At 65.9% G+C, this 14,513-nt stretch carries 13 protein-coding genes; 10 read left to right on the forward strand and 3 right to left on the reverse strand.

Annotated features, from left to right (window positions below; genetic code table 11):
• Positions 1-7: 7 nt before the first annotated feature.
• The 6 genes from AC4D14_RS00335 (at position 8) to AC4D14_RS00360 (ending at position 8,007) form a co-directional block, all read left to right on the forward strand.
• A complete protein-coding gene (locus AC4D14_RS00335; protein WP_490899582.1) occupies positions 8-1,648 on the forward strand; it encodes a peptide ABC transporter substrate-binding protein in 1,641 nt (546 codons plus the stop codon).
• Between the two features lie 136 nt (positions 1,649-1,784).
• On the forward strand, positions 1,785-2,711 hold the full coding sequence (locus AC4D14_RS00340; RefSeq protein ID WP_490899583.1) for an ABC transporter permease: 927 nt from the start codon (positions 1,785-1,787) through the stop codon (positions 2,709-2,711).
• A 13-nt stretch (positions 2,712-2,724) separates the two neighbouring features.
• Positions 2,725-3,696, forward strand: a complete 972-nt coding sequence (locus tag AC4D14_RS00345; RefSeq protein ID WP_490900459.1) for an ABC transporter permease — start codon at positions 2,725-2,727, stop codon at positions 3,694-3,696.
• Positions 3,693-5,408 (forward strand): ABC transporter ATP-binding protein, encoded by a 1,716-nt coding sequence (locus AC4D14_RS00350; RefSeq protein ID WP_490899584.1) that lies wholly within the window; start codon positions 3,693-3,695, stop codon positions 5,406-5,408. The genes AC4D14_RS00345 and AC4D14_RS00350 overlap by 4 nt, the downstream gene beginning before the upstream one ends.
• A gap of 207 nt (positions 5,409-5,615) precedes the next feature.
• Positions 5,616-7,532 carry a translational GTPase TypA gene (typA, locus tag AC4D14_RS00355; RefSeq protein WP_490899585.1) on the forward strand — a complete coding sequence of 639 codons (1,917 nt, stop codon included), beginning with the start codon at positions 5,616-5,618 and terminating at the stop codon, positions 7,530-7,532.
• Between the two features lie 16 nt (positions 7,533-7,548).
• Positions 7,549-8,007, forward strand: coding sequence for a hypothetical protein (locus AC4D14_RS00360; RefSeq protein WP_490899586.1), 459 nt, complete (start codon positions 7,549-7,551; stop codon positions 8,005-8,007).
• A gap of 81 nt (positions 8,008-8,088) precedes the next feature.
• Here AC4D14_RS00360 and AC4D14_RS00365 read toward each other — a convergent pair whose 3' ends face one another.
• A complete protein-coding gene (locus AC4D14_RS00365) occupies positions 8,089-8,580 on the reverse strand; it encodes a helix-turn-helix domain-containing protein (protein WP_490899587.1) in 492 nt (163 codons plus the stop codon).
• Between the two features lie 389 nt (positions 8,581-8,969).
• On the opposite strand from AC4D14_RS00365, the gene AC4D14_RS00370 reads away from it, so the two are divergent.
• On the forward strand, positions 8,970-9,665 hold the full coding sequence (locus AC4D14_RS00370; protein ID WP_490899588.1) for an endonuclease domain-containing protein: 696 nt from the start codon (positions 8,970-8,972) through the stop codon (positions 9,663-9,665).
• A gap of 218 nt (positions 9,666-9,883) precedes the next feature.
• Here the strand turns inward: AC4D14_RS00370 and AC4D14_RS00375 are convergent, their stop codons facing one another.
• Positions 9,884-10,117, reverse strand: coding sequence for a putative acetyltransferase (locus AC4D14_RS00375; protein ID WP_490899589.1), 234 nt, complete (start codon positions 10,115-10,117; stop codon positions 9,884-9,886).
• Positions 10,118-10,347: 230 nt separating this feature from the next.
• On the opposite strand from AC4D14_RS00375, the gene fdxA reads away from it, so the two are divergent.
• From fdxA to AC4D14_RS00390, 3 genes are all read left to right on the forward strand, one after another.
• On the forward strand, positions 10,348-10,674 hold the full coding sequence (gene fdxA, locus AC4D14_RS00380; protein ID WP_120164998.1) for a ferredoxin: 327 nt from the start codon (positions 10,348-10,350) through the stop codon (positions 10,672-10,674).
• A complete protein-coding gene (gene dapC, locus AC4D14_RS00385) occupies positions 10,671-11,819 on the forward strand; it encodes a succinyldiaminopimelate transaminase (protein ID WP_490899590.1) in 1,149 nt (382 codons plus the stop codon). The genes fdxA and dapC overlap by 4 nt, the downstream gene beginning before the upstream one ends.
• Positions 11,820-11,974: 155 nt before the next feature.
• On the forward strand, positions 11,975-13,258 hold the full coding sequence (locus AC4D14_RS00390; RefSeq protein ID WP_490899591.1) for a citrate synthase: 1,284 nt from the start codon (positions 11,975-11,977) through the stop codon (positions 13,256-13,258).
• Between the two features lie 145 nt (positions 13,259-13,403).
• Here AC4D14_RS00390 and galE read toward each other — a convergent pair whose 3' ends face one another.
• Positions 13,404-14,423 (reverse strand): UDP-glucose 4-epimerase GalE, encoded by a 1,020-nt coding sequence (gene galE, locus AC4D14_RS00395; RefSeq protein ID WP_490899592.1) that lies wholly within the window; start codon positions 14,421-14,423, stop codon positions 13,404-13,406.
• Positions 14,424-14,513 lie beyond the last annotated feature (90 nt).

The following is a 14,513-nucleotide window of genomic DNA, read 5'->3' on the forward strand; positions in this document are numbered from 1 at the left end:
AGGCGGAATGCGTTTTGCGCGCAATTCCAAAATTCTCAGCGTGGCAGCGGTCGCTGTCTTCGCGCTGAGCGCATGCGGTGGCGGCGGAAGCAATGATGAAGCTGCAACCGGCGGCAACACCGATGCCGTGATCGTCGTGGACGGTTCTGAACCCCAGAACCCATTGATTCCCACGAGCACCAACGAGGTTGGCGGCGGCGCCATCCTCGATCTGATTTTTGCTGGCCTCGTAAGCTACGACGCCGACGGCAAGGTTCAGAACGAAATGGCGGAGTCCATCGAGACCGAGGACGCCCAGAACTACACGATCACCCTGAAGGAGGGCAAGACCTTCACCAACGGTGATCCCGTTACCGCAGCCTCCTTCGTTGACGCGTGGAACTACGGCGCAGCAGCCAAGAACGCACAGCTGAGCAGCTACTTCTTCGAGAGCATCGAAGGGTACGCCGAGGCAAGCGCCGAGGGCTCAACCGTCACCGAGATGAGCGGCCTCAAGGTCGTTGACGACAAGACCTTCACCGTTGCCCTGTCGCAGCCTGAGTCCGACTGGACCCAGCGCCTCGGCTACAGCGCGTTCTACCCGCTGCCCGAGGGAGCCCTCAAGGACCCCAAGGCCTTCGGCGAGAACCCGATCGGCAACGGACCCTACAAGTTCGCTTCCGAAGGTGCCTGGAAGCACAACGAGCAGATCGAACTCGTACCCAATGATGAGTACGAAGGTCCCCAGGAAGCTCAGAACGGCGGCGTGACGTTCAAGATCTACCAGAACGACACCACGGCCTACCAGGACCTGATCTCGGACAACCTCGACGTCCTCAAGACGATCCCGACGTCCGACATCAAGAACTTCAAGAACGACCTTGGTGAGCGCTCGATCGAGTCCCCGTACGCCGGCAACCAGACCATCGCCGTGCCGTACTACCTCGAAAACTGGGACGGCGAGGCAGGCAAGCTGCGCCGCCAGGCGCTGTCGATGGCCATCAACCGCGACGAGATCACCAAGGTGATCTTCAACAACGGCCGCACCCCTGCCAAGGAGTTCACCGCTCCCGTCCTCCCCGGCTACAAGGAAGACCTGCCCGGCAGCGAAAACCTTGAGTACAACCCGGAGAAGGCCAAGGAACTGTGGGCCGAGGCCGAGAAGCTCGAGCCTTACGACGATTCCGAAGCCCTGACCATCGCGTACAACGCCGACAAGGGCGATCACAAGACCTGGGTCGAGGCACTGGTCAACAGCGTCAAGAACACCCTGGGCATCGAGATCACCGGCAAGCCGTACGCCACCTTCAAGGAAGTCCGCACCGAGGCGACCGAGCAGACCCTCACCGGGGCGATCCGCTCCGGCTGGCAGGCTGACTACCCCTCGCTGTACAACTTCCTCGGACCGATCTACGCCACCGGCGCCGGATCGAACGACTCCGTGTACACCAACCCGGAGTTCGACAAGGCGCTGAAGGAAGGCCTTGCCGCCGACTCGATCGAAGAAGGCAACGAGGCAATGAACAAGGCGCAGGAGACCCTCCTTGAGGACCTCCCCGCCATTCCGCTGTGGTACCAGGTCGCCCAGGGCGGCTGGAGCAACAACGTGGACAATGTTGAATTCGGCTGGAACGGCGTGCCGCTTTACCACGCCATCACCGGCAAGTAACCCGAACTCGGCATCGGGGCCTGCCTGTCACAGGGCAGGCCCCTTTTCCGTGCTCCAACGAAAAGGTTCAAACCCCAATGAACAACCCACAGCAGCGTTCCGTCCGAACGACTGATGCGCCGGGAGGTGCACGCTAATGGCCTGGTATATCTTCCGGCGCTTCTTGCAGCTGGTCCCTGTCTTCCTCGGAGCAACCCTCCTCGTCTATTTCCTGGTCTTCAGCCTTCCCGGCGATGCCACGGCAGCCATCTGTGGCGAGCGCGGGTGTACCCCCGCCGTCATTGCCGCGCTCCGCGAGCAGTACAACCTCGACCAGCCGTTCTGGGTCCAGTACCTGCTCTACCTCAAGGGCATCCTGACCTTCGACCTCGGCACCAACTTCTCCGGCCGCTCCATCGCCACGATCATCGCCGAGGTCTTCCCGACAACGGCGAAGCTCGCCGTCATGGCCCTGATCTTCGAAGCCGTGTTCGGCATCATCTTCGGCCTCATCGCCGGCCTGCGTAAGGGGAAGCTGTTCGACTCCTCCGTGCTGGTGCTCTCCCTCGTGGTCATTGCGGTGCCCATCTTCGTGCTCGGCTTCCTCATGCAGTTCCTGATCGGCGTCAAGCTCGGCTGGACGAACCCCACGGTGAGCGGTGACGCCACGGTTACCGAGCTGATCCTTCCGGCAGTCGTCCTCGGGCTTGTTTCGTTTGCCTACGTGCTGCGCCTGACCCGCACGAGCATCATCGAGAACATCAACGCCGACTATGTCCGCACGGCCACCGCCAAGGGGCTCAGCCGCAAGCGCGTCGTCGTCGTGCACATCCTCCGCAACTCAATGATTCCCGTGGTCACCTTCCTCGGCGCCGATCTCGGCGCCCTCATGGGCGGGGCGATCGTCACCGAGGGAATTTTCAACGTCAACGGCGTCGGCCTCACGCTGTACCGCGCCGTGCTGAACGGGGACGGGCCGGCGGTTGTCTCAATCGTCACGTTCCTCATCCTCATCTTCTGCCTAGCCAACCTGCTGGTGGACCTCCTGTACGCGTGGCTTGACCCAAGGATCCGGTATGCCTGAGATTGAAAAGAATATGAAGACGGTGGTCCGGACAAAGACCTCCGCCTACCCCATCGAGCACTTCGTGGCCGACGTTGAGGAAACTCCCGTGCGTCCGACCGACAGTGCGACGAGCGATGCCGCACCCTCGAGCCTGTGGAGCGAGGCCTGGCGGAGCCTGCGCCGCCAGCCCCTGTTCCTGGTCAGCGCTGCGCTGATCCTGGCGGTTGTCTTCGTGGCAATCTTCCCCGGCCTGTTCACCAACGAACCGCCCAACGCAAACTGCCTGCTGGCCAACTCCGACGGCGGGCCCGCCCCCGGACACCCGCTCGGCTTCACCCAGCAGGGCTGCGACATCCTTTCGCGCGTTGTGCACGGCACCCAGTCCTCACTGACCGTTGGACTGTTCGCAACCCTCGGCGTGCTCATCATCGGTGGGCTCTTCGGAGCCCTTGCCGGTTTCTTCGGCGGCTGGGTTGACGCGATCCTGGCCCGCATCGGCGACATCTTCTTCGCGCTGCCGCTGATCCTTGGCGCGATCGTCATCGTCCAGCTCCCGTTCTTCCAGCAGAACCGCAACGTGTGGACGCTCGTGGCAATCCTCGTGACCTTCGGCTGGCCCCAGATCGCGCGGATCACCCGTGCCGCCGTCATCGAGGTGCGCAACGCGGACTTCGTGATGGCGGCCCGATCCCTCGGTGTCTCGCCGATCGGCGCACTGGTCAAGCACGTGATCCCCAACGCCATCGCACCGGTCATCGTCATCGCGACCATCTCGCTTGGCACGTTCATCGTCGCGGAGTCGACGCTGTCGTTCCTCGGCATCGGCCTGCCCCCGGAGGTCATGTCCTGGGGCAATGACATCTTCTCCGCGAAGTCCTCGCTGCGCAGCAACCCGATGGCGATCTTCTGGCCCGGTCTCGCACTGTCCCTCACCGTATTGAGCTTCATCATGCTGGGCGATGCCCTGCGTGACGCTCTCGATCCAAAGGCCCGCAAGCGATGAGCACCAGCATTGGAAATGAGATCCCGACCCCGGCGGCGGATCCGGCGGCCAAGCCGTTGCTTGAACTCCGCGATCTCGCCATCACCTTCACCACCTCGAACGGCGACGTCCCGGCGGTGCGCAATGCGCACCTGACTGTCATGCCGGGGGAGACAGTGGCGATCGTCGGCGAGTCCGGCTCGGGCAAGTCAACGACTGCGCTGGCCGCGATCGGGCTCCTGCCCGGCAACGGCAAGGTCTCGAACGGGACCATCCTGTTCGACGGCGAGGACATCACGCACGCCAGCGAAAAGCGCATTGTCGAACTGCGCGGATCCTCCATCGGCATGGTTCCGCAGGACCCGATGTCGAACCTCAACCCGGTGTGGAAGATCGGATTCCAGGTGCGTGAGACGCTGCGCGCCAACGGCCTGCCTTCCGCACCGAAGGACGTGGCCAAGGTCCTCGCCGAGGCCGGCCTGCCCGACGCGGCGTCCCGGGCCAACCAGTACCCCCACGAGTTTTCCGGGGGAATGCGGCAGCGGGCCCTGATCGCGATCGGGCTGTCCTGCAGGCCCCGCCTGCTGATCGCCGACGAGCCGACGTCCGCACTCGACGTGACGGTGCAGCGCCAGATCCTTGACCACCTGGACCGGATGACGGACGAGCTCGGCACCGCGGTGCTGCTGATCACGCACGACCTCGGCCTTGCCGCCGAGCGCGCCCACAAGGTCATCGTCATGTACAAGGGCCAGGTCGTCGAGGCCGGTCCCGCCCTCGAGCTGCTCACCAACCCCCGCCACCCCTACACGCAGAAGCTCGTCGCCTCGGCGCCCTCGATTGCGTCGCGGCGGATCGAGTCGGCCAAGAAGCTTGGCGTCGAAACGGACGACCTGCTCGCCCCGAACCCAGCGAAGGCCGACACCACGGACAAGGTGATCGAGGTCAAGGACCTGTCGAAGGTCTTCAAGATCCGCGGCAACTGGGGCAAGTCCACCGACTTCACCGCGGTCGACAACGTTTCGTTCTCCATCGCCCGCGGCACAACCACCGCCGTCGTGGGGGAGTCGGGCTCCGGCAAGTCAACCGTTGCCCGTATGGTCCTCGGCCTCGAAACGGCGACGGAGGGGAACATCCGGTTCGACGGGGTGGACATCACCACACTGGGCCGGAAGGAACTGTTCAATTTCCGCCGCCGCGTTCAGCCCATCTTCCAGGACCCGTACGGCTCGCTCGACCCCATGTACAACATCTTCCGCACCATCGAAGAGCCCCTCCGGGTGCACGGGGTCGGCAACGGCAAGAGCCGCGAAAAGAAGGTCCGTGAACTGCTGGACCAGGTGGCGCTGCCCGCATCGATGATGCAGCGCTTCCCGAACGAACTCTCCGGCGGACAGCGCCAGCGCGTGGCCATCGCCCGGGCGCTGGCACTGGATCCGGAAGTCGTCATCTGCGACGAGGCCGTTTCGGCGCTCGACGTCTTGGTGCAGGCCCAGATCCTGAACCTGCTCGCCGACCTCCAGGCCGAACTTGGCCTGAGCTACCTGTTCATCACCCACGACCTGGCCGTCGTCCGGCAGATTGCCGACCATGTGGCCGTAATGGAAAAGGGAAAGCTCGTTGAGCAGGGCTCCACGGACGAGGTCTTCGACAACCCGCAGACCGCCTACACGCAGGCCCTGCTTGCGGCGATTCCGGGGGCGGGCCTCGTGCTTCCTCCAGAGGCCGCGTAGGTCGGCTTCGCTCTCAGCCGAAACGACGGCGGCGCTCCCTTTAATCCGGGGAACGCCGCCGTCGTTCGCTGTTTAAACCGCCCGCCGCGGGGCCCCGCGTTGATGGCTCATTAGGTCTCGTTTTGTCAAACCCGTAGACTTGATGCAGGGCGCGCATTGCTGCCGCCGACAATTCCCCGCTTTAGATACTGAATTGAGTCATTAAGCATGTCTGAAACCACAGGCAACACCGCTGTCCGCAGCGATCTCCGCAACGTAGCCATCGTGGCCCACGTTGACCACGGAAAAACCACGCTGGTCGATGCCATGCTGAAGCAGACCAACTCCTTTGCCGCCCACGGCGACGTCGCCGACCGGGTCATGGACTCGGGCGACCTTGAGCGCGAAAAAGGCATCACCATCCTCGCGAAGAACACCACGGTGTTCTACGACGGCCCCTCGGCCAAGGGCGAGACGATCACCATCAACGTCATCGACACCCCGGGCCACGCCGACTTCGGCGGCGAGGTGGAACGCGGTCTGTCAATGGTCGACGGCGTCGTGCTCCTCGTCGACGCGTCAGAGGGCCCGCTGCCCCAGACCCGCTTCGTGCTGCGCAAGGCCCTTGCCGCGAAGCTCCCCGTGATCCTGCTCGTCAACAAGACCGACCGCCCCGACTCCCGCATCGAAGAGGTTGTCAGCGAGTCGATGGACCTGCTCCTAGGCCTGGCGTCCGACCTCGCCGACGAGGTTCCCGACCTGGACCTCGACTCGATCCTCAACGTCCCCGTCGTCTACGCCGCGGCGCGCGCCGGTGCGGCCTCGCTCGAGCAGCCCGCGGACGGCACGATCCCCTCGAACGACAACCTGGAGCCCCTGTTCCAGACGATCATCGAGCACATCCCCGCCCCCTCGTACAACCCGGACGGCGTCCTCCAGGCGCACGTCACCAACCTTGACGCCTCGCCGTTCCTCGGCCGCCTCGCCCTGCTGCGCATCTTCAACGGAACCCTCCGCAAGGGCCAGACCGTTGCCTGGGCCCGCCAGAACGGGGAGCTGAAGAGCGTCAAGATCACCGAACTCCTGGCCACCAAGGCACTGGACCGCGTTCCGACCGAGTCGGCAGGACCCGGCGAGATCGTGGCGGTCGCCGGCATCGAAGGCATCACCATCGGCGAGACCCTCACCGACGTCGACAACCCGCAGCCGCTGCCGCTGATCACCGTCGACGACCCCGCGATCTCCGTCACCATCGGCATCAACACCTCGCCGCTGGCCGGCAAGGTCAAGGGCGCCAAGGTCACGGCCCGCCAGGTCAAGGACCGCCTCGACAAGGAGCTCATCGGCAACGTGTCGCTGCGCGTCCTGCCCACCGCGCGTCCCGACGCCTGGGAGGTTCAGGGCCGCGGCGAGCTGGCGCTGGCCATCCTCGTCGAGCAGATGCGCCGCGAAGGCTTCGAGCTCACCGTCGGCAAGCCGCAGGTTGTCACCAAGACCATCGACGGCAAGATCCACGAGCCGATGGAGCACATGACCATCGACGTTCCCGAGGAATACCTCGGCGGCGTCACCCAGCTCATGGCCGCCCGCAAGGGACGCATGACCAACATGGCCAACCACGGCACCGGCTGGGTCCGCATGGAATTCATCGTTCCGGCCCGCGGCCTCATCGGTTTCCGCACCCGCTTCCTGACCGACACCCGCGGCGCCGGCATCGCGGCGTCGATCTCCGAGGGCTACGAGCCCTGGGCCGGCGACATCGAATACCGCACCAACGGTTCGATGATCGCCGACCGCGCCGGTGTCGTGACGCCGTTCGCGATGATCAACCTGCAGGAGCGCGGCTCGTTCTTCGTCCAGCCCACCTCCGAGGTGTACGAGGGCATGATCGTTGGCGAGAACTCCCGCGCCGACGACATGGAGGTCAACATCACCAAGGAAAAGAAGCTCACCAACATGCGTGCCGCTTCATCGGACAGCTTCGAGAACCTGACCCCTCCGCGCAACCTCACCCTTGAGGAGTCCCTCGAATTCGCCCGCGAAGACGAGTGCGTTGAGGTCACCCCGGAGTCGATCCGCATTCGCAAGGTGATCCTCGACGCCAACGAGCGCATGCGTGCCTCACGCTCGCGGGCCCGCGCCTAGGCCCGGACCGCTTCCCGTGCATTCCAACGTCGACGCCGGCCTTCCCGATCTCCGGGAGGGCCGGCGTCAGCCGGTTAACCGGGCGTCACGGCCACGCGCACTGGTGCTCGGTCTGGCCGGCGGGATAGTCACCGCCGTCCTCGGCACCGCGCTTCACGCCCACATCCTGCGCCTCGGCGCCGTCGACCTTCCGGCGGGTGCCCTCGCGGCGCTGCTCCTGGCCTTAAGCATCCAGGTCTGGTGCGGCCTGCGCCTGCGCAGCATCCTGGTGTCGGCCCTGAGCGGGGGCACGGCGTATGTGCTCGTGGCCCTGATTTCGATGAGCCGCGAGACGCTCATCCTCACCGGCACCGACCGCGGCCCCGACCTTCCCTCGGCCGCGGCAGGCAACATCTGGATCTTCGGCCTCGCCGTCGTGACCCTGATCGGGGTCGGAGTGTGCGCCGCGCTGCTGGGCACCGGCCGGCGCCGCTGAACGCCGGCCCCCGCCGAGCCCTGGCCTGGCGGGCCGCTGCCGGCTGGCGGGCCGCTGCCGGCGGCGCTTCCGGCCGTGCAGCTAGTCGGCGGTGCGGTCGAGGTGGTGGGCGAGCATGATCGACGTGGCGGTGCCGTCGTCGTCGCCGCGCGCCGCATACTCCTCGAAAATCGCACGGATGCGGTCCATCATTTCCGAGCGGTTCGCCTCATTGAGACGCACCCCGAGGCGCCACACGTCGATTTCGGAGGGCGCGAGTCCCTCGATCTCCTGCAGGAACGTTTCCACAAGCACCGGGGCGGCATTGGGAAGGCTGCTGCCCCAGGACAGGCCGGTGGCGCGGTAGGGGATCTCACGGGCCCCGCGGTTCCCGGCGCGGGGCTCTTCGGCGCGCAGGTACCCCGCCGAAAGCAGCGTCCGAACGTGATGCAGCGCCGTCGCGGGATTGAGGGAGAGGACCTCGGCGATCTCCTTGTTTGTCCGTGCCTTGTGAAGGCAGAGACGGAGAATGCGTAGCCGGACCGGAGAGCTCAGGGCCCGGCCGCGTGCCTGGAGGTCCTCGTCGCTGTGCATAGGCCTATCATACGGCAGCAGGCCTCCACGATTGGTAAAACCCAATGCCGAAATCCGGGAGCGGAATCACCTCCCGCGGCGCCCCTGCCCACCGGCCGGCCGCTCCCGGGGGGCATGTCCGGATATGCCCACCGGAAGGTACCGATCGGTGGGCAAACGCGCTGTTCGGGCGGACCTGGCGGGCCGGTCTCGGGCCCGATAATGGCTAGGTGCGCTCGGATTGTCCACACAGGGCACTTGGCAAAGTCCGCACTTCCCGCCCGCCGCCAGAGTAGGCGGATGGACGTTGTTCAGGTTCTTGGGGGCTTGGCGGTGTGGCGCGGCGGCATCAGCTCACGGCTGCCGGAGTGGGTGGCTCACAGATCACCGCAGCACTGTCGGCTGGCCGCATGTCGAGGCCGGAACGCGGAGTTTTCGCTGTTCCCGGCGCCGATCCATCCCTCCTTGCCGCATGCTGCGCCAGGGCCGAACTGGCCTGCGTCAGCGCCGCGCAGTGGCATGGGCTCTGGGTGCTCCGGAAGCCGGTTCTGGTTCACGTTGCGGTCGATCACGGTCGTCAGCTGCCCGCTGGCCTGCTGGTGCACCGGGCACGGCGGCCGTTGACGCTTATCGACATCTGCCTCCAGACACTGCGGTGCCTCCCGGAACTCGACGCATTGTGCATTGTCGAGTGCGCCGTGGTGCAGCACGGGGTCAGGCTCGAGGAACTGCGCGGACGCCTTTCCGGTCGGCGTGACGGGCGGGCCCGCGCAACGATCGGGCGGATCAACCCGCATTCCCAGTCGATCATTGAGACGGTCGCGCGGTTCCACATCACCAAGGCCGGTCTCAGCGTGCAGACCCAGGTGTACGTGGCCGGGGTGGGCCGCCTCGACCTCTTCGTCGAGGGAGAGCTGGGCGTTGAGGTTGACGGCAGGGAGTACCACAGCGGGGACGGCGACTTCGCTGAGGACCGCCGCCGGTGGAACCTGCTGACCGTGGCCGGCGTCCGGGTCCTGCGCGTCACCTATGCCATGGTGGTTCACCGGCCGGAGCTGTTTCTGACCCTGGTTCGGCAGGCACTGGCGGGAATTCCGGCCCGCTGACTCCGGCGGACGCGCCCCTCGACGTCCTCGGCGCCGCCCAAGGGTGTCCGAAGCCCGGTGACCGTTTCCCGCGCAGTACTGCTGCCCACCGATGGCCTCTTGCGGGTGGGCATGTCCGGATATGCCCACCGATCGGGTTCGACCAGCGGGCAGGCTTGAAGTTGGCGGGCAGGGTTGGGCATGGCGGGTCGTGCGGGGGACGGGGCTGTAAAGGGGAGTTAGGAGGGCCGCCGGGGCGCGCGCCGCGGGGGAGCGGGCGGAACTGGCTTGGCGGCGATGACATCCGCCAGCGGCACGACGTCGTCTCCCCGGCGGGTGCGGACAGTGCACGAAGCATCGTCAACCGCCATTACGTCCCCGAGCGCGTCGGTCAGGCCGCCCTCCACCCGGTAACGCACAACCACCCGGGTGCCCACCGGAAGGGAGCGCAGGAGTTCGGCGGGGTCGGTCATCGTCCCAGCGTAGCGGCGGGCGGAAGCAGCCGCGGCTGCGGAGCCCGCACCGGCTGGCCGCGGTCGCCGGAAGCCCCGCATCCCGAGATCGTGTACCCGGAGCCCGTCCGCCCGGGAGCCCGTGGGCACGGGACCGGGGGAGCAGTGCCGCCGCCGTCCCGGAACTGGGTAAGCTGGTAGGGCACCTGAGAGTGCCCGAAGCTCAACCGTCTCAAGGAAAGGCGTGGGAAGTGACCTACGTAATCGCACAGCCGTGCGTGGATGTTAAGGACAAGGCCTGCATTGAAGAATGCCCTGTTGACTGCATCTACGAAGGTGAACGGTCGCTTTACATCCACCCCGACGAATGCGTTGACTGCGGTGCGTGCGAGCCGGTGTGCCCCGTCGAGGCGATCTACTACGAGGACGACACCCCCGAGCAGTGGGCCGAGTACTACAAGGCCAACGTCGAGTTCTTTGACGACCTCGGCTCGCCGGGAGGCGCGGCCAAGGTCGGCAACACGGGCAAGGACCACCCCATCATTGCCGCGCTCCCTCCGCAAAACCAGCCCGCATGAACCCGGAGGGGCGTCCCTTCGGCCTGAGCCTGCCGGATTACCCGTGGGATGCGCTGGCTCCCTATCTTGAACGGGCATCCAAGCATCCGGGTGGGATCGTGAACCTGTCCATTGGAACGCCTGTCGACCCCACCCCGGAACTTATCCGCCAGGCGCTGACCCGCGCCGCCGACGCTCCCGGCTATCCCACGACGCACGGCACCGCTGCCCTGCGCGAAGCGATCAGTGACTGGTTCGCCCGGCGCCGGGGCGTCCCGGGCCTCGACCCGGCCGACATCATGCCCACCGTGGGTTCGAAGGAACTCGTCGCGTGGCTTCCGACGCTGCTCGGGCTCGGCCCGGACGACATCGTCGTGCGCCCCCGAGTCGCGTACCCCACCTACGACGTCGGTGCCCTCCTGACGGGTGCGACACCGGTCGCCGCAGACTCCCTCGCGGAGCTGACCGAGCAGGACCGCGCACGGGTCCGGCTCGTGTGGGTTAACAGCCCGGCCAACCCCACTGGCTCGGTGCTGCCGGCGGAGGCGCTGCGGGCGATCGTGGACGATGCGAGGTCGCTCGGGGCGGTTGTCGCCTCGGACGAATGCTACGCGGAGCTGGGCTGGGGCCGGTGGGACAGCTCGCAGGGCGGCGACCCGGTGCCGAGCGTCCTCGACCCGCGTGTTTCCGGCGGGAACAACGACCTGCTGCTTGCCGTGTACTCGCTCAGCAAACAATCGAACCTTGCCGGCTACCGGGCGGCCTTCGTAGCCGGAGACGGCGCGATTGTGGCCAATCTCATCAATTCCCGCAAGCACGCCGGAATGATCGTTCCATTTCCCGTGCAGGAGGCGATGCGGGCGGCGCTCGCAGACGACGCCCATGTGCAGGCGCAGAAGGACCGGTACCGGTCCCGCCGCTCCAAGCTCCTCCCCGCACTTGAGTCCTTCGGGCTTACGGTTTCCGACTCGGAAGCCGGGCTTTACCTCTGGGCAAGCGACGGTTCGGCCACCTGGGACACCATGGGCCGGTTCGCCGATCTGGGGATCGTGGTCGGACCGGGGACCTTCTACGGCGAGGCGGGAAATGGGTTTGTGCGGGTGGCGCTGACCGGCAGTGACGAGCGCGTCGACGCCGCCGCGTCAAGGCTTCAGGGCGGCCGCTGAGCGAAGGGGCCTTGTTGCTTTTCAACAACGAACCCCCGCAGGATTAGTGTTCACGGATAACTTGGCGGTAGCGTTTCAGCTGAATATGCCAACGTCGCGCGGACCGTGTCCTCCATCGTTGCGATGAATTCACTCCAGCTCCTGAAGGAGAGTCAATGACCGAGCAGAACGGTGCCTCGCTGCACTTCAACGGCGGCGAACTCAGCCTGCCCACTTTGGCCGCGGCTGAAGGCAACAACGGCTTCGACATTTCGAAGCTCCTGAAGCAGACCGGGAACGTCACCTTCGACCCGGGCTTCATGAACACGGCCGCGACGACCTCGGCAATCACCTATATCGACGGCGACGCGGGCATCCTGCGCTACCGCGGGTACCCCATCGAGCAGCTCGCCGAGAACTCGAGCTTCCTCGAGGTGTCCTACCTCCTGATCTACGGCAACCTGCCGACGCCGGAGGAGCTTGCGACCTTCGACGGCCGCATCCGCCGCCACACCCTGCTCCACGAAGAGCTCAAGGGCTTCTTCGGCGGTTTCCCCCGTGACGCGCACCCGATGCCGGTTCTTTCCTCAGCCGTATCCGCTCTTTCGACCTTCTACCAGGACTCCCTGGACCCGTTCGACGACGAGCAGGTGGAACTCTCCACGTTCCGCCTCATGGCCAAGCTGCCAGTCATCGCCGCCTACGCCCACAAGAAGTCGATCGGGCAGCCCATGCTGTACCCGGACAACTCGATGAACCTCGTCGAGAACTTCCTGAGGCTCTCCTTCGGCCTTCCCGCCGAGCCGTACGACCTCGACCCCATGGTGGTCAAGGCCCTCGACCTCCTCCTGATCCTTCACGCCGACCACGAGCAGAACTGCTCGACGTCGACGGTACGCCTCGTCGGAAGCTCCCACGCGAACATGTTCGCGTCGGTCTCGGCAGGCATCAACGCCCTGTTCGGTCCGCTGCACGGCGGGGCGAACGAAGCGGTGCTGAACATGCTCCGCGACATCAAGGCCAAGGGCATGCAGCCCGAGGACTTCATGGAGAAGGTCAAGAACAAGGAAGACGGCGTGAAGCTCATGGGCTTCGGTCACCGCGTCTACAAGAACTACGATCCGCGCGCGAAGATCGTCAAGGCCACGGCCCACGACATCCTCACGAAGCTCGGCGGCAACGACGAGCTGCTCGACATCGCGATGCGCCTCGAAGAGAAGGCCCTTGCCGATGATTACTTCATCGAACGCAAGCTGTACCCGAACGTGGACTTCTACACCGGCCTGATCTACAAGGCGATGGGCTTCCCCGAGAAGATGTTCACCGTGCTCTTCGCGATCGGACGTCTCCCGGGCTGGATCGCCCAGTGGCGCGAGATGATGCAGGATCCGCAGACGAAGATCGGCCGGCCCCGCCAGCTCTACACGGGCTCGCTCGAGCGCAACTACCCGGCCAGGTAGGGCGGGGCGGCTGCGGCGGACGCCGCAGCCCGCCGCACGGCAGCGCTCTGACGGTGGTCCCGGCGGCGCAGCGGTACGGCAAACGGCGGCGGCCGCTCTCCTCGGAGAGCGGCCGCCGCCGTCACTTAATCCCGGACCGCCGGGGCTACTCGCCGGTGGCGTAGCCCTGGGGGTTGTTTTTCTGCCAGCGCCAGTGATCTTCGCACATCTGGTCGAGGGTGCGCACCGCGGACCAGCCAAGATCGGCCAGGGCCGAGGAGGGGTCGGCGTAGCTCACCGCTGCGTCTCCGGGCCGGCGGGGAGCGAACTCGTAGGGAATCTGGTGCCCGGCCGCCTTGGAGAACGCGGCAAGGACCTCAAGGACCGATGAACCGTTGCCGGTGCCCAGGTTCCACCGGTGCACCCCGGTGTGCTTGGTGAGGTAGTTCAGGGCGGCAAGGTGCCCTGCTGCGAGGTCGACGACGTGGATGTAGTCGCGCACGCCGGTTCCATCGGGGGTGGGGTAGTCGTTTCCGAAAACCATCACCTTCTCCCGCCTGCCCACCGCGACCTGGGCGACGAAGGGCAGGAGGTTGTTCGGAACGCCCGTCGGGTCTTCACCGATCCGTCCTGACTCGTGGGCGCCCACCGGGTTGAAGTACCGCAGGAGGGCGATGTTCCACCGGCCGTCGGCGGCGCCGAGGTCCGTGAGGATGTCTTCGATCTGTTCCTTGGTCCGGCCGTAGGGGTTGACCGCGTCGAGGGGCATTTTCTCCGTCAGGGGAACCTCCTCGGATGCGCCGTACACCGTGGCGGAGGAGCTGAACACGAGCGTGCGCACGTCGTGGGCGTCCATGGCTCGCAGGAGGTTCAGGGTGCCGCTGACGTTGTTGTGGTAGTACCTCAGCGGCTGTGCCACCGATTCGCCGACGGCCTTGAGCCCGGCAAAGTGGATGACTGCTTCAATGTCCTCCGTGTCGAAGACTCCATTGAGCCCCTGCTCATCAAGCAGGTCGACCCGGTGGAACCGCAGCTTGCGTCCCGCCAGTTCCTGGACCCGCGTCAGCGCGGTCTCCGTGGAATTTGCAAGATTGTCGACAACGATGACGTCGTGCCCGGCCTCGAGGAGCGCCAGCGCGGTGTGCGAGCCGATGTAGCCGCTTCCTCCGGTAACAAGAATTCTCATGATTGCCATTCTAGTTTGCCGCGGCGGCCGTCCCGGCACCGCGGCGGAGGGCCTCCCGGACAGGGCTCTGGAGCGCTCGGGACCCTAGGT

It is taken from the genome of Arthrobacter sp. TJ-254, assembly GCF_058269175.1.